Consider the following 18,685-nt stretch of genomic DNA (forward strand, 5'->3'; position numbering starts at 1 on the left):
CAGGCACATCGTTGCGCAGAGAAATTATGCGCGCGGCGAGGTCGTGGCAGAGCGGTTCACGCGTGCTGCCACTGTCGTGGAGGTCGGCGAATTCCCGGCCGAGCATGCTGCGGCGTGGGTCGGCGCGTTCGCGGCAGCTGTCGTCCACCATATGGCCGCCGCGCCAGCCATTGGCCTGCGGGCAGGGGTGTCCACTGCGGTACCGACCGCCGTCGAGCAGGTAGAAGCGCGCCGGCCAGCCGTAGCCCAGCGCCTGGTAGATGCGCATGTCGGCACCATGCGGGCGACTGCGTGCGCGCAGCGGGAAGCGTTCGTAGAAGGCGCGGTGGCGGATGGCGGAGACAGGGTGCGCCACAGCAGCGGGTGATTCCACCCACGCACCCACTCGCCCCTCACGGCTACATGGCCGCATGGCTCCACGCACCCACGCCACGCATCGCCAGCCTGCGTGGCACGCACCTGCACGCCACACCAGCTGCGATAATCGCGCCATGAACGATGCCGCACTTCCCCCCGATGTAGCCGCCGCGCTGGCCAACGGCCTGCAGGCCCAATCCCTGGATGCGGCGTTTGCCGCGCCGCTGTTGCGCTATCTGACGCTGCTGGTGCGTTGGAACAAGACCTACAACCTCACCGCCGTGCGCGACCCGCGCGAGATGGTCACCCGCCATCTGCTCGATTCGCTGGCCATGCAGCCCTACATCGTCAGCGGCACGCTGGCCGATCTGGGCACCGGCCCCGGCCTGCCGGGCATCCCGCTGGCGATCACCCGCCCGCTGCTGCAGGTGACCCTGGTGGAAAGCAACGGCAAGAAGGCCCGCTTCATGCGCGAGGCGCTGCGCCAGCTGGCGCTGGGCAACGCACGGGTGGCCGAGTCGCGCGCCGAGGCGCTGGACGAACCGGCCGCCTATGACCACCTCACCGCGCGGGCGCTGGATACGCTGGCCGGCATCATTGACGTCGGCGGCCACCTGCTGCGCCCGGGCGGCAGCCTGCTGGCGATGAAGGGCATCTACCCGCACGAAGAGATCGCCGCCCTGCCCGCCGGCTGGACAGTAGGCGAGGTGCATCCGCTGCAGGTGCCCGGCCTGGATGGCGAGCGGCATCTGGTGGTGGTGCGCAAGGCCTGAGCCGAGGCCACGCCGATCGATCTCAAGCGGCCCTCACCCCGGCCCTCTCCCGCATGCGGGAGAGGGAGTTCAACATAACAGGCGGGTTGAACACTGCCCTCGTCAAGAACGTCAGCCGCTCCACCCGTCGGAGAGGTGACCGACCCGTCTGAGGGATGACCGCCCCGTCGGAGAGGTGACTGACCCGTCTGAGGGATGACCGAAAAACCTTCGGCAACCCACCAAGTCCCTTCCCCCGCCTGCGGGGGAAGGTGCCCGCAGGGCGGATGGGGGCAGCGGCCGCTACTCCAGCCACACCACGGCGCCAACCCGCGCTGGGACTTCCGGCCCATGGCAGCTGCCGCCCGGGCTGCCATGATCGAACGTTCGATCCGAACGCAGGCCGCCCGCACGTGACATCTCCTCTCGCCGCCGCACTTTCGCTCGCCCTGCTGGGCGCAAGCTTCGCCGCCACCTCGGCGCAGGCCGCCGCACCGGCACCAGTGGCTCCCGCCACGCTGACCGCCGAGCGCCCCGCCGATGCGCGCTTCCGCGCCATCTACCAAAAAGAGTGGAGCTGGCGCCAGGCCGAGACCGGCCAGGCCGACGAAGACAGCGACACCACCGGCGACAATACCCGCCTGCCCGATGTCGGCCCGGCCGCGCAGCAGGCGCGCCTGGCGGTATGGGACGGCGTGCTCAAGCAGCTCGACGGCATCGACCCGAAACAGCTCTCGCCCACCAACCAGGTCAACTACGCCATCTACCGCCCGCAGGTGGAAAACCTCGCCGCCGAAGTGCGCCTGCGCCTGTACGAGATGCCGTTCAATTCGGACAGCTCGTTCTGGTCCAATCTCGGCTTCATGGCGCAGCGGCCGATGAAGACCGCTGCCGAGTACCGCGCCTATATCGCGCGCCTCAACGACGTGCCGCGCTACTTCGACCAGCAAACCGCCAACATGCGCGCCGGCCTGGCGCGCGGGTTCAGCGTGCCGCGCGCGGTGCTGGATGGCCGCGACGTCTCCATCGCCACCGTGGCCGATGTCAGGGACCCCACCGCGTCCAGCTTCTACGCGCCGTTCAAGCAGCTGCCGGCGCAGATCCCCGCCGCCGAACAGGCGCAGTTGCGCGAACAGGCCAAGGCCGCGCTCAGCACGGCCGTGCTGCCGGCCTACGCCAGGCTGCTGAGCTTTTTCCGCGACGAGTACATGCCCAAGGCGCGCACCACGCTGGCGGCCGAAGCGCTGCCCGACGGCAAGGCGTTCTATCGCCAGCAGATCCGCGAATACACCACGCTGGACCTGACCCCGGAGCAGATCCACCAGATCGGCCTGGACGAGGTGGCGCGCATCCAGGCGCAGATGGACGCGATCATCCGGCAGGTTGGCTTCAAGGGCAGCTTTGCGCAGTTCCTGACCTTCCTGCGCACCGACCCGCAGTTCTACGCCAAGACCCCGCAGGACCTGCTCGATCGCGCCGCGTGGATCTCCAAGCGCGTGGACGGGCAGGTCGGCAAGTTCATCGGCACGCTGCCGCGCGGGCGCTTCACCATCAAGCCGGTGCCGGACGATATCGCCCCGTTCTGGACCGCCGGCCGCGGTGGCGCCACCACCTACTGGGTCAACACCTACAACCTGCCATCGCGGCCGTTGTACAACCTGCCGGCGCTGACCCTGCACGAGTCCTCGCCCGGGCATTCGCTGCAGGGCTCGCTGGCGCTGGAGCAGGGCGACCAGCCAGCGTTTCGCCGCGAAAACTACATCTCCGCCTATGGCGAAGGCTGGGCGCTGTACACCGAAAAGCTCGGACAGGAGATGGGCATCTACGAGACTCCATACGAGGAGTTCGGTCGGCTCACCTATGAAATGTGGCGTGCCTGCCGGCTGGTGATCGACACCGGCGTGCACCACGACGGCTGGAGCCGCGAGCAGGCGCTGGCCTACCTGCGCGAGCGCACCGCGCTGAGCGAGCACGAGGTCACCACCGAGGTGGACCGCTACATCTCCTGGCCCGGCCAGGCGCTGAGCTACAAGCTGGGCGAGATCAGCATCGTCAAGCTGCGTGCCGAGGCCGAACAGGAGCTCGGCGACCGTTTCGACATCAAGGCCTTCCACGACGCGGTGCTGAAGCAGGGCTCGGTGACCTTGCCGGTGCTGGAGCAGCAAGTGCGCGCGTTTATCGCCGACAGCAAGGCGCGCCCGACCGACGCCAAGCCAAACGCCGCCGCGCCCTGATCCGCCACAACGGTCCGCTCCACGTAGGAGCGGACCCGGCCGCGACGGCCGTCCCGACCCCGGCACCGCCGCGGCCTGGAGCATCCGGGTGATCGCTGCTGGCGACCGACGATCCGCACGCTGTGTGCGCAACCGGCATCTCGGCGGGATGCCAGCGATCCGACGGGACGGCGTCGCGGCCAGGTGCGCTCCAACGACGCGACGGTGCCGGTGCGCGCCCCGGCCGTGCATGCGATTGTGTAACCGCCCCGGCCCCGATACGCTGCGCCCATGCTGCTGCGTCGCGCCCGTCTGTTGCGCCCCTTGCTGCGCCTGATGGCGCTGGCGGTGCTGGTCATGGGCGTGCTGGTCGCGCCGGTGGCCTGCGCGCTGGGCGATGTGCATGCCCTGGCGCACGACCAGATGCACCTGGAAGATACTGCGCCGCACGGCCATGACGGCGCCGACGAAGGCGATGACGGCGAGCGCGATGGGGCCCGCCTGATGCACGCCCTGATGCATAGCGGCTACTGCCACGGCCAGAATCCGGCCGTATTGCCGGCGCTGGCCTGGCTGCCGTTGGCCACCCATACGCACTCGCAGGCCCAGCCTGTGGCCGTGTTCGATTACTACCGGTCGCACCTGAGCGAGACCGGATTGCGTCCCCCGATCGCTGCCTGATGCATCGCCGGCAGCTGCCGGCCTGTCCATCGATCCCGATTCCGGAGACCCCCTCATGTGGTTGCGACTGACGGCACTTGCCGTCTTTGCGGTCGTGCCGTGCGCCATGGCGCAGGACGCACCGCCCAAACCCGTGCTGACCCTGGACGACGCCATTACGCGCGTCGCCCGGCAGCACCCCGACCTGCGCCTGGCCGACGGTCAGCGCGCGGTCCTCACCGCCGAAGCCGAGCGCGACGCGCTGCGTCCGCCGTTGCGCATCGGCGCCGAACTGGAAAACGTGTTCGGCAGCGGACCGACCCGCGCGCTGGACCAGGCCGAACTCACCGTCACCCTGGCCGGCGTGCTGGAACGTGGCGGCAAGCTGGACGCGCGGCGCACCCTGGCCCAGGCACGCATCGACGCACTGGCCCCGCAGCGTGCGCTGGCGCGCCTGGACGTGCTGGCCGAAGTGGCGCGGCGCTATCTGGCCATCGGCATGGCCACGCAGCGACAGACGGTCGCGCTGGAAACCCTGGCCCAGCGCCAACGCACCGTCAGTGCCGCCCGCCAGCGGCTGCAGGCCGGCGCCTCGCCCGAATCGGTGCTGCTGACCGCGCAGGCCCTGCAGGCGCGCGCGGAACTGGAGCGCGATCGCGCGCAGCAGGAACTGCTGGCCGCACGCCGCCAGCTGGCGGTGCTATGGGGTGAGCACACGCCGGACTTCGGCGATGTCACCGGCGACCCATTGCAACTGCCGGCGATTCCCGAGTTCGAGGTACTGGCGCAGTTGCTCGACGCCACCCCCGAGCTGGCGCGCTTGAACGGCGAGCAGCGCGTGCGCGAGGCGCGGGTGCGCCTGGCGCGCAGCCAGGCGCGCCCGGATCTGGACTGGCAGGTGGGCGTGCGCCGGCTCGAAGCCAACGACGCCACCGCACTGCTCGGCAGCGTCTCGCTGGCGCTCGGCAGCGCTGCGCGTGCGCAACCGGAAATCCGCGCCGCCGAAGCGGAGCTGTCGTTGCTGGAGATCGAACGCCAATCGCAGGCATTGGTGCTCTACACCACGCTGGCCGACGCGCATGGCCGCTACCGCGCCGCGCAGCTGGAAGTGACGCGGATGCGCAGCGATGTGCTGCCCGCACTTGCGCGCGCCGATGCCGCCGCCGAGCGCGCATACCGCGCCGGCGCCACCAGTTATCTGGACTGGGCGCAGCTGCAGGCGCAGCGCAGCGATGCACGCCAGCAGCAGCTGGCGGCGGCGCTGGAAGCGCAGACCGCGTTGATCGAGATCCAGCGCCTGACCGGGCAGCCGTTTGTGGTCGAAAGCCCTGCGCAGGTGGGGCCATGAGTGCGACGTCCGCTGCGCGTTTTCGCCCTGCCTGCATGCCTCTGCCCGGATCTGCTGCGCCGGTATCGGTATCGGCGTTCGCAACCGCGTCGGCATCCAGCAGTCGCCAGGCGATGCTCGCGCCTACCGCGCATCTCAAGCATCCGGCACACAGCTTCTTCGTTCGTTCGCCCGACGCAGGGCGTTGGCGCCAACCAGGATTTTCTTCGATGACACGTTTTCTGATCGCGCCGCTGTTGCTGGCGCTGCTGCTGGGCGGCTGCGGCCGCAACGGCGAAGAATCGCACGACCACCCAACGCCCGGTGCCGAGGGCGACGCCGACGCACATGGCGAAGAGGCCGAAAAAGGCGCGCACGGCGGGCGCCTGCTCAGCCAGGACGGCGACAGCGTGGAGCTGGCGATTGCCGAAGACGGCACCCCGCCCACGTATCGTGCCTGGCTGTATCGCGACGGCAAGCCCCTGCCGCCCGGCGCCGGCACTGTCGAAGTGCGCCTGACCCGGCTCGGCGGCGTCAGCGAAGTGCATCGATTGCGCGCGCGCGACGACGGCAGCCTGTTGGCCGACAGCACGGTCGGCGAGCCGCATTCGTTCGATGTGGAAGTGCGCGCCACCGTGCAGGGCAAGTCGCATCGCTGGGCCTATCCCAGCTATGAAGGCCGCACCACCATCGCGGCGAAGATCGCGCAGGACGCCGGCATCCGGGTCGCGCCGGTCGGTGCCGGCAGCATCGCCGACCAGCATGAAGTGCAAGGTCTGCTGACGCCGGCAGAAGGTGCGCAGGCGCAGGCCACCGCGCGCTTTCCCGGTCCGGTGCGCAGCCTGCGCGTCAACGTCGGCGATCAGGTGCGCGCCGGTCAGGTGCTGGCCACGGTGGAGAGCAATCTGAGCCTGACCACGTATTCGGTCAGTGCACCGATCAGCGGCACCGTGCTCGCCCGCAACGCCAGCCTGGGCAGCAACGCCAGCGAAGGCCAGGCGCTGTTCGAGATTGCCGACCTGTCGAGCCTGTGGGTGGATCTGCACATCTTCGGCGCCGATGCCGGGCACATCGCCGCCGGCGCACCGGTGACGGTGACGCGCATCAGCGATGGTGTGGTGGCGCAGACCACGCTGGAGCGCGTGTTGCCGGGCACGGCCACGGCCAGTCAGAGCACGGTGGCGCGCGCGGTCTTGCGCAACAACGACGGCCTGTGGCGGCCGGGCTCGGCCGTCAAGGCGCGGGTGACGGTGGCGCAGCAGCCGGCGGCGATGGTGGTGCCGGTGGGGGCGTTGCAACAGTTCCGCGACTGGGAGGTGGTGTTCGTGCGGGTGGGCGATGTGTACGAGGTGCGGCCGGTGACGCTGGGCGCGCGCGATGCGCAGCAGGTGCAGGTGGTGTCGGGCGTGGCCGTCGGGGATGCGGTGGTGGTGGAGCAGAGTTATCTGGTCAAGGCGGATATCGAGAAGTCGGGCGCGTCGCATGATCATTGATCGCTGCGTTTCCGGTTCGCTTCTCCCTCGACCGCACGCACGTGCGTGCGAACAGCTCTTCTCTTGTGCACTTTTAAGCGACGCTCCCGGTAAGCACGGGTGCGGCGATCTCCCCGTTCATCATGCGTGGAGGTGGGCGTCATGCTGACCAACATCATTCGGTTCGCGATCGCGCAGCGCTGGCTGATGCTGGCGTTGACGGGGGTGTTGATTGCGATCGGGGCGTGGAGTTTTTCGCGCTTGCCGATCGATGCGACGCCGGACATCACCAATGTGCAGGTGCAGGTCAATACGGCCGCGCCGGGGTATTCGCCGTTGGAGTCGGAGCAGCGGGTGACGTTCCCGCTGGAGACCGTGTTGGCGGGCTTGCCCGGCCTGGAGTCCACGCGCTCGTTGTCGCGCTACGGCTTGTCGCAGGTGACGGCGGTCTTCGCCGATGGCACGGACCTGTATTTTGCGCGGCAGCAGGTGGCCGAGCGCCTGCAGCAGGTCAAGTCGCAGCTGCCGGCCGATCTGGAGCCGCAGCTGGGGCCGATCGCGACCGGCCTGGGCGAGATCTTCATGTACACGGTCGAAGCCAGGCCGAATGCGCGCAAGCCCGATGGCAGTGCGTGGACGGCCACCGATCTGCGCACCCTGCAGGATTGGGTGGTGCGCCCGCAATTGCGCAACGTACCCGGCGTGACCGAGGTCAACACCATCGGCGGCTATGCGCGGCAGATCCATATCACCCCGGATCCGGCACGCCTGGTCGCACTGGGCTTTACGCTGGACGATGTCGCGCGCGCGGTGGAAGCGAACAATCGCAATATCGGTGCCGGCTATATCGAACGCAACGGCCAGCAGTTTCTGGTGCGGGTGCCGGGGCAGGTGGATGACATCGCCCAGATCGGGGCGATCGTGCTGGATCGGCGCGAGGGTGTCCCGATCAGGGTGCGCGATGTAGCGCAGGTCGGCGAGGGCCGCGAGTTGCGTACCGGTGCGGCCACCCAGGACGGCAGCGAGGTGGTGCTCGGCACGGTGTTCATGCTGGTCGGTGCCAATAGCCGCACCGTCGCGCAGGCCGCCGCGCAGCGGCTGGAAGTGGCCAATGCCAGTCTGCCGGCCGGCGTGCAGGCGGTGCCGGTCTACGATCGCACCGCACTGGTGGACCGCACCATCGTCACCGTCGCCAAGAACCTGATCGAAGGCGCGCTGCTGGTGATCGTGGTGCTGTTCCTGCTGCTGGGCAATGTGCGTGCGGCCCTGATCACCGCGGCGGTGATTCCGTTGGCGATGTTGTTCACCCTCACCGGCATGGTGCGCGGTGGCGTGTCCGGCAACCTGATGAGCCTGGGTGCGCTGGATTTCGGCCTGATCGTCGATGGCGCGGTGATCATCGTGGAGAACTGCCTGCGCCGCTTCGGGCAAGCGCAACTGCGCCTGGGACGGGTGCTCGAGCGCGATGAGCGTTTCGAATTGACTGCCGAGGCCACTGCCGAGGTGATCCGCCCCAGCCTGTTCGGTCTGGGCATCATCACCGCGGTGTACCTGCCGGTGTTCGCGCTGACCGGTATCGAAGGCAAAATGTTCCACCCGATGGCGATCACCGTGGTGCTGGCGCTGACCGGCGCGATGCTGCTGTCGTTGACCTTCGTGCCGGCGGCGATCGCCTTGTTGCTCGGCGGCAAGGTGGCCGAGCACGAAAACCGCGCGATGCGCTGGGCGCGCGGCGTGTATGCGCCGTTGCTGGATCGCGCGCTGCGTCACGGCCGCTGGGTCGGTCTCGGTGCGGTGGTGGCGGTGGCGCTGTGCGCGGTATTGGCCACGCGCCTGGGCAGCGAGTTCATCCCGAACCTGGACGAGGGCGATATCGCGCTGCACGCCTTGCGCATTCCCGGCACCAGCCTGGAACAGGCCATCACCATGCAATCCACGCTGGAAAAACGCATCAAGCAGTTTCCGGAGGTGGCGCATGTGTTCGGCAAGCTCGGGACTGCCGAAGTGGCGACCGATCCGATGCCGCCGTCGGTGGCCGATACATTCTTGATCATGCATCCGCGCGAGCGATGGCCGGACCCGCGCAAACCCAAGGCGCAACTGGTGGCCGAGATCGAGGAAGCGGTGAAGCAGCTGCCCGGCAACAATTACGAGTTCACCCAGCCGATCCAGATGCGCATGAACGAGCTGATTTCCGGCGTGCGTGCGGACGTGGCGATCAAGGTGTACGGCGATGACCTGGACACGCTGGTCGAGCTGGGGCAACGCGTGCAGGAAGTCGCCAGCACGGTGCCGGGCGCGGCCGACGTGAGCCTGGAGCAGGCCACCGGCCTGCCGATGCTGGCGGTGATGCCCGATCGCGCCGCGCTGGCCGGTTATGGCCTCAATCCCGGCGTGGTGCAGGACACGGTGTCGGCCGCAGTGGGTGGGCAGGCGGCCGGGCAATTGTTCGAAGGCGACCGCCGGTTCGACATCGTGGTGCGCCTGCCGGAAGGCCTGCGTCAGGACCCGACGGCGTTGGCCGATCTGCCGATCCCGCTGCGTGGCGATGGCGAGCGCGCCGATGTCGACGAGTCCAGTCGCGCGGCCGGTTGGCGCAGTGGCGAACCGACCACGGTGCCGCTGCGCGAGGTCGCCAAGATCGACACCGTGCTCGGGCCCAACCAGATCAATCGCGAGGACGGCAAGCGCCGCATCGTGATCACCGCCAATGTGCGCGACCGCGATCTGGGTGGATTCGTCGCCGAGGTGCAACAGCGCGTGCAGGCCGAAGTCGCCCTGCCCACCGGCTACTGGATCGGCTACGGCGGCACCTTCGAGCAACTGATCTCCGCCGGCCAGCGCCTGGCCTGGGTGGTGCCGGGCACCTTGCTGCTGATCTTCGCGCTGCTGTACTGGTCGTTCGGCTCGCTGCGCGATGCGCTGGTGGTGTTCAGCGGCGTGCCGCTGGCGCTGACCGGCGGCGTGGTGGCACTGGCGCTGCGCGGCCTGGCGTTGTCGATCTCCGCGGGCGTCGGCTTCATCGCGCTGTCGGGGGTGGCGGTGCTCAATGGCCTGGTGATGATCGCCTTCGTGCGCAGCCTGCGGGCCGAGGGCATGTCGCTGGAGCAGGCCTTGCGCGAAGGCGCGCTGAGCCGTCTGCGTCCGGTGTTGATGACCGCGCTGGTGGCCGCACTGGGCTTCGTGCCGATGGCCTTCAACGTCGGTGCCGGGGCCGAAGTGCAGCGCCCGCTGGCCACGGTGGTGATCGGCGGCATCGTCTCGTCCACCTTGCTGACCCTGCTGGTGCTGCCGGTGCTGTATCGCTGGTTGCACCGCGAGCGGCAGGGGCCGCTTGCAACGAAGGCGGTTGGTTGAGGCGGGACACGATCCCGGCAGGCGCCTCTGCCGGGATCCGACTGGCCGCAGCCTCAGTCAGCGGCTAGGTAGGCAAGTGCTGCCGGGCGCCAGGCGGCACACAACGGTGGTGCAGGCTAAGTGCTTGCGGCACAAGGAATTGCCATGCATAATGCGCGGCTCGCTGTGCCCGGATCGCTCCGGATGGCGGCACCCAACGCGATGGGGTTGCCGGCTTGTTCCCAGCGTAAGTTCTTGATTCCCAACGTTGCGTGGCAGCTTAGCGCTGTCGGGGCCGCCGCTCCCCAGGCTATGGGTGGCAATTCATTTATCGAGGTGCGTAATGTCCCGCGTATGCCAAGTGTCCGGCAAGCGTGTGCAGACGGGTAACAACGTCTCCCACGCAAACAACAGAACCCGTCGTCGCTTCCTGCCCAACCTGCACGAGCGCCGCTTCTGGGTCGCCAGCGAGAACCGCTGGGTGAAGCTCCGTGTCTCCGCGCATGCATTGCGCACCATCGACAAGAACGGGATTGATGCCGTTCTGAAAGAGCTGCGCGCGCGCGGCGAAAAGGTCTGAGGAGTAAGCAGTCATGGCAAAAGGCAAGCGTGACAAGATTCGTATGATTTCCTCGGCCGCTACCGGCCACTTCTACACCACGGATAAGAACAAGAAGAACACTCCGGGGAAGATGGAAATGATGAAATACGACCCGGTCGTGCGTAAGCACGTGATGTACAAGGAAGGCAAGATCAAGTAATCCACCGATTACCCGATCTGCATCCAAGCAAACACCCGCCGAAAGGCGGGTGTTTGCGTTTGTGGGAATCGATCGCGGCGTTCTTGACGGGTGTGTCGATGATTTTTCCGATTGCACGTACCTTATTCAGCGTGCATTTCCCGGTCCCTCCGGGAGAGGGGTTGGGGTGAGGGTACGGGGCGAAGCCACTCGCACTAGTTGGAGTACCAAGGGCTTCGCACGTGCCTCATCCGCCCCTGAGGGCCACCTTCTCCCGCAGGGAAGGAAGGGCTACAACCCACGCGCGCGCAATTGCGCATCCAGCCGCGGGTACACCCGCCGCGCATTGCCTTCGAATACCCTGCGCTTGTCGGCGTCGGAAATCGCCAAGGCATCGATATAGCGCTTGGTGTCGTCGAAATACTGGCCGGTCTGCGGGTCGATGCCGCGCACCGCACCGACCATCTCCGAGCCGAACAGGATGTTGTCGATGTCGATGACCTCGAACAGCAGATCGATGCCGGGCTGGTGATACACGCAGGTGTCGAAGAACACGTTGCGCATCACATGCGTGGACAGCGGCGGCTTGCCGAGCATGTCGGCCAGGCCGCGGAAGCGGCCCCAGTGATACGGCACCGCGCCGCCACCGTGCGGGATGATGAAGCGCAGGTCCGGGAAATCTGCGAACAGATCGCCTTCGAGAAACTGCATGAACGCGGTGGTGTCGGCATTGAGATAATGCGCGCCGGTGGCGTGGAAATTGGCGTTGCAGCTGCCCGACACATGCACCATCGCCGGCACGTCGAGCTCGACCATCTTTTCGAAGAACGGATACCAGGCGCGATCGGTCAATGGCACGCCGCTCCAGTGGCCGCCGGACGGATCGGGATTGAGGTTGCAGCCGACAAACCCGAGTTCGTTGACGCAACGTTCCAGCTCGGCGATCGACTGCGCGATCGCCACGCCCGGCGACTGCGGCAACTGACACACGCCGATGAAAGTCTGCGGATACAGCGCCACCACGCGCGCGATCAGGTCGTTGCAGTGGCGCGTCCACACCTGGCTGACCGCTTCGTCGCCGATGTGGTGCGCCATGGTGCTGGCACGTGGCGAAAAAATCGTCATGTCCGCACCGCGCTCGCGCAGCAGGCGCAGCTGATGCTGCTCGATGCTTTCGCGCAATGCATCGTCGGAGATGGACGGATACACCGGCGCGGGCAAGCTCGGGTCGTCGTAGTGGGCGATCTGCGCCTTGCGGAAGGCGTCATGCGCCGCGGGTGCGGTGGTGTAGTGACCGTGGCAGTCGATGATCATGGCAAGGGTCTTCTCGAGGCGGCGGGATCAAAGAGCAAACGACCACGCGCGCGGGAGGCGGACCCACACGGTGCGCGGAACCTGCAAGTGCCCACGTAGCTTGCGGTTCGCGCATGGATGCGCACGCGCATGTCGCTGCGACACGCGGTGTCGGCTACGCTGTGCGGCATGCGCAGGGAGCGGGCCTGGCATGGCAGATAGCGATCGATCCAGCCCGGTGGGGCATCCATCCGCTCAACCATACAACTGCCCATCGAACAGCTTGCGTGCGGTGCGCAGCACGGCGGTGCGCACCACCTCGCCGCGCGAATCGACCGTGATCATGCAACTGCTCGCACCGCTGGGATGTTCGACCTCCAGCTGCTGTGTGGTGCCGCCAGGCAGCTGCGCCAGCGCATGCGCGGGCGAGCCGGGCAGCAGGCAGGCGGTGGCCACGGTGACGGCGCCGAGTACGCCGATCGAGGCGTGGCAGCGGTGCGGAATGAACGAGCGCACGCTGATCGCGCCGCCGTGGCGCGGTGCGGCGACCAGCATCATCTTCGGCACGGTGGCGTCGGCAACATCGCCCAACCGCATCAACGGGCCAGCCTGTAGACGAAGCGATTGCAGGCGGCTTTTCAGCGCATCATCGGCATCGAGCGTGTTGCGGTCTTCGTAACCACTGATGCCGAGATCGCTGGCGCGCAGCACCACGCAGGGCATGCCGTTGTCGATCAGCGTGGCCTCCACGCCCTCCAGGGTGTCGACACGGTTGCCGGTCGGCAGCAAGGCGCCACACGAGGAGCCGGCGATGTCGGCAAACGCCAGCGCAATCGGCGCAGCGGTGCCGGGCACGCCGTCGATGCGGGCGTCGCCGTCGTAGCGCACCTGGCCGCCGGGCGTCTGCACGCTGGCGGTGGCCAGCGTGCCGGTGTTGCGCATGAAGATGCGCACCTCGGTTTGGCCATCGCGTGCCGGCAACAAGCCGCGTTCCAGCGCGAACGGCGCAACGCCGGCCAGCATGTTGCCGCAGTTCTGTGCGTCGCTGACCTGTGCCTGTTCTACCGATACCTGCAGGAACAGATAGTCCACGTCGGCATCGGCGCGCGCCGAGCGCGACACCACTGCGACCTTGGAGGTCAGCGGGTCGGCGCCGCCCATGCCGTCGATCTGGCGGACATCCGGCGAGCCGTAGGCGCGCAGCAGGAAGGCGTCGCGTGCAGCGCGCTCGCCAGGCAACTCGTCGGCCAGGAAAAAGCCGCCCTTGGAGGTGCCGCCGCGCATCCACATCGCGCGTACGGGCTCAGACATAGCGCAGGCCCTTGGCCGCCAGGCGCTCGCGCATGGCGTAGATGTCCAGGCCCAGTTCGCCGCGTGCCAGGCGCTCGCGTTTGAGCAGTTCGCGCGCTTCACGTGCCTGCGCTTCGGCCAGTACGGCGGCAGCGCTGGCACGTGGCACCACGCACACGCCATCGTCGTCGGCCACCACCACATCGCCCGGTTGCACCAGCGCGTCGGCGCAGACCAGCGGCACATTGACCGAGCCCAGCGTCTCCTTGATGGTGCCCTGCGCGCAGATGGCGCGGCTCCAGGCGGGGAACTGCATCGCTGTGAGCTCGCGCACATCGCGTACCCCCGCATCGATGATCAGTCCGCGGCAGCCGCGCGCCTGCGCCGAGGTGGCCAGCAGGTCGCCGAAATAGCCGTCGCAACAGGCGCTGGTCGGTGCGACCACCAGCACGTCGCCGGGCTGCAGTTGCTCGATGGCCACATGCATCATCCAGTTGTCGCCGGGCGGGATCGACACGGTGACGGCGGTGCCGGCGATACGGCAGCCGGCGTAGATCGGGCGCAGGCGATGATGCAGCAGGCCGCTGCGCCCCTGCGCCTCGTGCACCGTTGCCACGCCGGCCTGCGCAAGCCCGTCGACGACGGCCAACGGGGTGCGCTCGATCCGGGTGACGACCTGGCTCATCCATCCATCCTCGTTAGGGGTGTGCCGAGTCTGTGCGGCGATCGCCTGCTGGCTCAAGATTAATTTGAGGTATGCATATTGGTTTTGCTTATAGTTAGAGCATGCCGTCGACTCACGAGCCCAACCTTCGTCATCTCTACGCCCTGGTCGTGGTGCACCGGCTGGGCAGCATCAGCGCCGCCGCGCCGCAGGTGAATCTGTCGCAGCCGGCATTGACGCAGGCGGTGGCGCGGCTGGAACAGCAGCTCGGTGCGCGCCTGTTCGAGCGGCATCCGGGCGGCATGGTCGCCACCGAGGCCACGCAGTTGCTGGTGCCGCGTATCGAGCGGGCGTTGGGGCAAGTGAGTCGCGGCATCGGGGTGGCGCGGCGGGCGCTGCGGCTGCCGGCCCGCCCCGGCCTGGAGCGACGGGTCTCGCTGGGGCAGCTGCAGGCGCTGGTCGCGGTGGATGCGGCGGGGAGTTATTCGCTGGCGGCAGCGCGCGCCGGGGTCTCGCAGCCGGCGATCTACCGCGCGGTGCAGTCGCTGGCCGATGTGATCGAGGTGCCGCTCACGGTGCGTCGCGGCAAGACCATGCAAGCCACCCCGGTAGCCACGCGGCTGTTGCAGCAGGTGCGCCTGGCGTTGGCCGAATTGCGCACCGGCCTGGACGAAGTGGCCGCGCTGCGCTCGCAGCATGCCGGCCGGATCGCGCTGGGGGTGATGCCGTTGGCGCGGGCGATCCTGCTGCCGCAGGTACTGGCGCGGTTTGCGCGCGCGCATCCCGGTGCCAGCGTCAATGTGGTCGAAGGCCCGTACGCGGAATTGCTGGCGCATCTGCGCGAGGGTGGGCTGGACCTGTTGATCGGTGCGCTGCGCGAGCCGTTGCCGGTACGCGATGTACTGCAGGAGCCGTTGTTCGACGACGAGCCGGTGATTGTGGCGCGCAGCGGGCATCCACTGGCCGGGCGCGCCTATGCGTTCGCGCAGTTGCTGGACTATCCCTGGGTGATCGCCACCACCGGCACGCCGGTGCGCGCGCGGTGGGAGCGCATGTTTCGCGATCAGCGGATCGAGCCGCCGGCGCTGCGCATCGAATGCGGTGCGGAGCTGACCATCCGCGGGTTGTTGCTGGAAGGCGACTGGCTCACGCTGATGTCGCGCGACCAGTTCCTGTTCGAGCGCCGCGCCGGCTTGTTGTGCGAGATCGGCCGCGCCGGGCCGCAGCTGCGCCGCCAGATCGGCATGACGCTGCGCAGCGACTGGCACCCCACCCGCGCGCAGTCGGCGTTCGTGCAGACGCTGCGGCAGGTCTGCGCCGAGCGCGTGCAGCCGGCCGATGCGCAGGGCGGGCCGTTTCGCTATTGCGCGCCGATGGATACGCCCGCCCCGTTGCGTTCACGCACCGGGCCGTCAGAATCGGAGCCTTCTTGAGAACGGATCGCTGATGCTGCCCGACTGGTTGCAAGGGACCTGGCTGCTGGGGCTGGACTGGGCGATTCGCCTGGCAGCGCTGTTGTGGATTCCTGCCCGCACCACGCCCGGTGCGGCGCGTAGCTGGCTGCTGCTGATCGGCTTCGTGCCGGTGGTCGGCCTGCCGCTGTATCTGCTGTTCGGGCATCCGTGGCTGTCGCGGGTGCGGGTGGAACGCCAGGCCACCGCCTCGCAGGTCATCCGCGAGCAGCAACTGCCCCTGCATGCCTTGCGCTGGACCCCGCAGGCGGACACCAGCAGCGCCGAGGTGGTGCCGCTGATCGAACGCCAGGGCGACTTCATGCCCACGCTGGGCAATGCGGTGGAATTGCTGGACGACTACACGCAGTCGCTGCAGGCCTTGATCACCGCGATCGACATGGCGGAAAAGCGCGTGCATCTGCTGTACTACCTGATGTTCGACGATGCGGTGGGCAATGCGGTGGTCGCCGCGCTGCAGCGCGCCAGTGCGCGGGGCGTGCGCTGCCGCGTGCTGCTGGATGCGGTGGGCGCCAAGCGCGGTCTGCGCCATTACCGCAAGCGGCTGCAGGCGGCCGGTGTGGAAGTGCTGGCGGTGTTGCCCGGCGGCCTGCGCTGGCGCCGCAGCGGGCGCATGGATCTGCGCAACCATCGCAAGATTGCGGTGATCGACAACCAGGTGGGCTTTGTCGGCTCGCAGAATCTGGCCGAGGCCGGCTTCATCGAGGGGGTGCCCAATCGCGAGCTGGTCGCGCGCGTGCGCGGGCCGGTGGTCAATCATCTGGAAGCGGTGTTCGCCAGCGACTGGTTCACCGAAACCGGGCAGCGCCTGGACGTGTGGCCGGACGCACCGGTATGCGAGGCCAACATCGCCACGCAGTTGCTGCCCAGCGGGCCGGCGTATCCGTTCGAAAACGCGCGCGATGCGATCAACGCGGTGATCCATCTGGCGCGGCGCAAGGTGGTGCTGGTGACGCCGTATTTCGTTCCCGACGAAGCCTTGCTCAGCGCCTTGCGCATCGCCGCGGTGTCCGGCGTGGATGTGCAGCTGATCCTGTCGGAGAGCAACAACCAGATTCTGGCGGCATGGGCGCAGGAGGCGTACTTCGAAGAGCTGCTGCGCTGCGGGGTCAAGATCGCGCTGTATCGCCCGCACTTCCTGCATGCCAAGCACCTGAGCATGGATGAGGACATTGCACTGGTCGGCTCGATCAACCTGGATATCCGCTCGTTCGCGCTCAATGCCGAGATCGGCATGCTCTGTTACGACCAGGGCGTGGTGCAGCGGTTGCGTGCGATCGAGCAGGATTACCTGGCCAACGCACGCCAGCTGGAGCTGGAGCAATGGCGTACGCGCCCGGCCTGGCGCCGCAGTCGCGAGGGCATTGCGCGCCTGGCCGATGCGTTGATGTAGTGGCTGCGTGCGTGCGCGGTCCATGCGCGCGCAGTGCCAGTTGGAGCGTGATGGCTGCGGTGGCAGGTGACGTGGTGGGTACAAGCCTGGGCCAGCAAGGTCTGGCTGGATGCGAGCGTGCCCCGCGCTTGAACCGATACGTTGTGCCACCGTTCCGTTGGACGCACGCGGCAGGCCCCGTCTGTCTGCGCGGCACGGCGCTATCCCGGCCCTCTCGGCGGGCATGGCCGCTGTCATCGGTGCCGCGCGACGCATCGCCTACAATTGCCGGATGAATGAACTGCGTGATCCCGGCGATGCAGTGATCGCCATCGTTGGCGGTGGCGCATCCGGTGTGCTGGTGGCGCTGCAACTGTTGCGTCAGGCCGCGGCGCCGGTGCAGATCGTGCTGATCGAGCCGCACCCGATGCTGGGCGAGGGCGTGGCGTACTCCACCACGCGGCCGGAACATCTGCTCAATGTGCCCGCCGCGCGGATGAGTGCGTTGGTGGAGGCGCCGCAGGATTTCGTCGATTACCTGCGCGCGCACGGCTGCTGCCCGGAGCTGGAGGACGCGCAGCTGCCGCAGCACTTCGTCGGGCGTCGTCACTACGCGCCTTACCTGCGCGATCGCCTGCAGGCCGCGCGTGCGCAGGGGCCGGCGACGCTCACCGTGCACAGCGCCCGCGTACAGATGTTGCAATGCGATGCCGATGGCGCGCTGTTGCAGCTCGACGATGGACACACCCTGCAGGCCAGCAGCGTGGTGCTGGCGGTAGGCAACGCGTTACGGCCGTTGCCGCTGCGCGGGGCCACCGGCCTGTCGGCAACGCAGCGGGTGGAAGCCTGGGATACCGACGCGGTCGCCGCGTTGCCGCAGGACGCGGCGGTGTGCATCGTCGGCTCGGGACTGAGCATGGCCGACACGGTGGTGACGCTTGCCGCGCAGGCGCATCGCGGTTCGGTGCATGTGGTGTCGCGGCATGGGCTGCTGCCGTTGCCGCAGGCGCATTGCATTGCGGCGGACTTCGATCCGCAACCGTTGCTGGCGCTGTCGCTGCGTGCGCGGATGCGCAGCTTGCGGCAGTGCGCGCAGGTTGCGATGGCGCAAGGCCTGCCCTGGCAGAGCGTGATGGAGCGTGTGCGCCCGCTGAGCCAGGCCTTGTGGCAAACGCTGTCGATCGCCGACCAGCGCCGCTTCCTGCGCCACGTGGTGCGCTATTGGGACGTGCATCGTCATCGCATCGCCGTGCCGGTACATGCGCAGCTGCAGGCGATGCGCGCGCGCGGACAATTGCAGCTGCATCGCGCGCGTCTGGAGGTGGCGTTTCAGGCCGGCGCCTGCGTGCGGGTCAGTGCCGGCGCCAGTGCCGGGCATGCCCTGCAGCTGGATGTGCAGACGCTGGTCAACGCCACCGGCGTGGAAATGCGCGTGCAGGCGATGCGCAACCCGCTGCTGCAGCAGCTGCTGGGGCAGGGCATTGCGGTCGCCGGGCCGCATGGGATCGGGGTGGATACCGATGCCGATGGCTGTCTGATCGATGCCGATGGGCGCGCCAATCCGCGGTTGCGGGTGATCGGCAGCCTGCGGATCGGTTCGTTGTGGGAGAGCCTGGCGGTGCCGGAGCTGCGTGAGCAGGCAGCGGCGATTGCGCGGGATGTGTTGGGACTGCCGGGCTGCGGTTGATCGGCGTTGTTCCCTTCTCCCGCCGGGAGAAGGTGCCCCGCAGAGGCGGA

At 68.2% G+C, this 18,685-nt stretch carries 14 protein-coding genes and 1 pseudogene; 11 read left to right on the top strand and 4 right to left on the bottom strand.

The window, feature by feature from the left end; genetic code table 11:
• Positions 1-91 precede the first annotated feature (91 nt).
• Positions 92-328 (bottom strand): annotated as a pseudogene (locus tag XaplCFBP3123_RS21725) (alkaline phosphatase D family protein); the annotation flags it as partial.
• 163 nt (positions 329-491) lie between these two features.
• Between XaplCFBP3123_RS21725 and rsmG the strand changes: the two are divergent.
• The 8 genes from rsmG (at position 492) to rpmG (ending at position 10,878) form a co-directional block, all read left to right on the top strand.
• Entirely contained in the window at positions 492-1,130 is a 639-nt protein-coding gene (gene rsmG / locus XaplCFBP3123_RS15630) for a 16S rRNA (guanine(527)-N(7))-methyltransferase RsmG (RefSeq protein WP_104534870.1), read from the top strand.
• 392 nt (positions 1,131-1,522) lie between these two features.
• Positions 1,523-3,343, top strand: coding sequence for a DUF885 domain-containing protein (locus XaplCFBP3123_RS15635; RefSeq protein WP_104534871.1), 1,821 nt, complete (start codon positions 1,523-1,525; stop codon positions 3,341-3,343).
• A gap of 270 nt (positions 3,344-3,613) precedes the next feature.
• Positions 3,614-4,003, top strand: a complete 390-nt coding sequence (locus XaplCFBP3123_RS15640; RefSeq protein ID WP_104534872.1) for a hypothetical protein — start codon at positions 3,614-3,616, stop codon at positions 4,001-4,003.
• A 55-nt stretch (positions 4,004-4,058) separates the two neighbouring features.
• Positions 4,059-5,330 carry a TolC family protein gene (locus XaplCFBP3123_RS15645; protein ID WP_104534873.1) on the top strand — a complete coding sequence of 424 codons (1,272 nt, stop codon included), beginning with the start codon at positions 4,059-4,061 and terminating at the stop codon, positions 5,328-5,330.
• Between the two features lie 209 nt (positions 5,331-5,539).
• On the top strand, positions 5,540-6,802 hold the full coding sequence (locus XaplCFBP3123_RS15650) for an efflux RND transporter periplasmic adaptor subunit (protein WP_104534874.1): 1,263 nt from the start codon (positions 5,540-5,542) through the stop codon (positions 6,800-6,802).
• Between the two features lie 141 nt (positions 6,803-6,943).
• Positions 6,944-10,138: an efflux RND transporter permease subunit gene (locus tag XaplCFBP3123_RS15655; RefSeq protein ID WP_104534875.1), complete on the top strand. Its 3,195-nt coding sequence runs from the start codon at positions 6,944-6,946 to the stop codon at positions 10,136-10,138.
• 322 nt (positions 10,139-10,460) lie between these two features.
• Positions 10,461-10,697: a 50S ribosomal protein L28 gene (rpmB, locus tag XaplCFBP3123_RS15660; protein ID WP_002809459.1), complete on the top strand. Its 237-nt coding sequence runs from the start codon at positions 10,461-10,463 to the stop codon at positions 10,695-10,697.
• 13 nt (positions 10,698-10,710) lie between these two features.
• Complete coding sequence (gene rpmG / locus XaplCFBP3123_RS15665) at positions 10,711-10,878, top strand: 50S ribosomal protein L33 (RefSeq protein ID WP_002809462.1); 168 nt, start codon at positions 10,711-10,713, stop codon at positions 10,876-10,878.
• A 270-nt stretch (positions 10,879-11,148) separates the two neighbouring features.
• On the opposite strand, the gene XaplCFBP3123_RS15670 is transcribed toward rpmG, so the two are convergent.
• The 3 genes from XaplCFBP3123_RS15670 to XaplCFBP3123_RS15680 form a co-directional block, all read right to left on the bottom strand.
• A complete protein-coding gene (locus XaplCFBP3123_RS15670) occupies positions 11,149-12,171 on the bottom strand; it encodes an amidohydrolase family protein (RefSeq protein WP_104534876.1) in 1,023 nt (340 codons plus the stop codon).
• A gap of 234 nt (positions 12,172-12,405) precedes the next feature.
• Positions 12,406-13,461 (bottom strand): 4-oxalomesaconate tautomerase, encoded by a 1,056-nt coding sequence (locus tag XaplCFBP3123_RS15675; protein WP_104534877.1) that lies wholly within the window; start codon positions 13,459-13,461, stop codon positions 12,406-12,408.
• Positions 13,454-14,125, bottom strand: a complete 672-nt coding sequence (locus XaplCFBP3123_RS15680; RefSeq protein ID WP_104534878.1) for a 4-carboxy-4-hydroxy-2-oxoadipate aldolase/oxaloacetate decarboxylase — start codon at positions 14,123-14,125, stop codon at positions 13,454-13,456. Before XaplCFBP3123_RS15680 ends, XaplCFBP3123_RS15675 begins: the two co-directional genes overlap by 8 nt.
• A gap of 101 nt (positions 14,126-14,226) precedes the next feature.
• On the opposite strand from XaplCFBP3123_RS15680, the gene XaplCFBP3123_RS15685 reads away from it, so the two are divergent.
• The 3 genes from XaplCFBP3123_RS15685 (at position 14,227) to XaplCFBP3123_RS15695 (ending at position 18,635) form a co-directional block, all read left to right on the top strand.
• Positions 14,227-15,537 carry a LysR substrate-binding domain-containing protein gene (locus tag XaplCFBP3123_RS15685; RefSeq protein ID WP_104534879.1) on the top strand — a complete coding sequence of 437 codons (1,311 nt, stop codon included), beginning with the start codon at positions 14,227-14,229 and terminating at the stop codon, positions 15,535-15,537.
• A gap of 13 nt (positions 15,538-15,550) precedes the next feature.
• Entirely contained in the window at positions 15,551-16,969 is a 1,419-nt protein-coding gene (cls, locus tag XaplCFBP3123_RS15690) for a cardiolipin synthase (protein ID WP_104534880.1), read from the top strand.
• A 271-nt stretch (positions 16,970-17,240) separates the two neighbouring features.
• Complete coding sequence (locus XaplCFBP3123_RS15695) at positions 17,241-18,635, top strand: FAD/NAD(P)-binding protein (protein ID WP_104535032.1); 1,395 nt, start codon at positions 17,241-17,243, stop codon at positions 18,633-18,635.
• Positions 18,636-18,685: the final 50 nt, after the last annotated feature.

The sequence above is a fragment of the Xanthomonas arboricola pv. populi genome, assembly GCF_002939945.1.
GTDB classification, from domain to species: Bacteria; Pseudomonadota; Gammaproteobacteria; order Xanthomonadales; family Xanthomonadaceae; genus Xanthomonas; species Xanthomonas arboricola_A.

What these genes read in the sequence shown, in the direction of transcription:
- rsmG (WP_104534870.1), top strand. Translation starts at nt 492, where the DNA reads ATGAACGATGCCGCACTTCCCCCCGATGTAGCCGCCGCGCTGGCCAAC.
- XaplCFBP3123_RS15675 (WP_104534877.1), bottom strand. Translation starts at nt 13,461, where the DNA reads ATGTCTGAGCCCGTACGCGCGATGTGGATGCGCGGCGGCACCTCCAAG.
- XaplCFBP3123_RS15680 (WP_104534878.1), bottom strand. Translation starts at nt 14,125, where the DNA reads ATGAGCCAGGTCGTCACCCGGATCGAGCGCACCCCGTTGGCCGTCGTC.
- XaplCFBP3123_RS15685 (WP_104534879.1), top strand. Translation starts at nt 14,227, where the DNA reads ATGCCGTCGACTCACGAGCCCAACCTTCGTCATCTCTACGCCCTGGTC.
- XaplCFBP3123_RS15655 (WP_104534875.1), top strand. Translation starts at nt 6,944, where the DNA reads ATGCTGACCAACATCATTCGGTTCGCGATCGCGCAGCGCTGGCTGATG.
- cls (WP_104534880.1), top strand. Translation starts at nt 15,551, where the DNA reads ATGCTGCCCGACTGGTTGCAAGGGACCTGGCTGCTGGGGCTGGACTGG.
- rpmG (WP_002809462.1), top strand. Translation starts at nt 10,711, where the DNA reads ATGGCAAAAGGCAAGCGTGACAAGATTCGTATGATTTCCTCGGCCGCT.
- XaplCFBP3123_RS15695 (WP_104535032.1), top strand. Translation starts at nt 17,241, where the DNA reads ATGAATGAACTGCGTGATCCCGGCGATGCAGTGATCGCCATCGTTGGC.
- XaplCFBP3123_RS15670 (WP_104534876.1), bottom strand. Translation starts at nt 12,171, where the DNA reads ATGATCATCGACTGCCACGGTCACTACACCACCGCACCCGCGGCGCAT.
- XaplCFBP3123_RS15640 (WP_104534872.1), top strand. Translation starts at nt 3,614, where the DNA reads ATGCTGCTGCGTCGCGCCCGTCTGTTGCGCCCCTTGCTGCGCCTGATG.
- XaplCFBP3123_RS15645 (WP_104534873.1), top strand. Translation starts at nt 4,059, where the DNA reads ATGTGGTTGCGACTGACGGCACTTGCCGTCTTTGCGGTCGTGCCGTGC.
- XaplCFBP3123_RS15650 (WP_104534874.1), top strand. Translation starts at nt 5,540, where the DNA reads ATGACACGTTTTCTGATCGCGCCGCTGTTGCTGGCGCTGCTGCTGGGC.
- rpmB (WP_002809459.1), top strand. Translation starts at nt 10,461, where the DNA reads ATGTCCCGCGTATGCCAAGTGTCCGGCAAGCGTGTGCAGACGGGTAAC.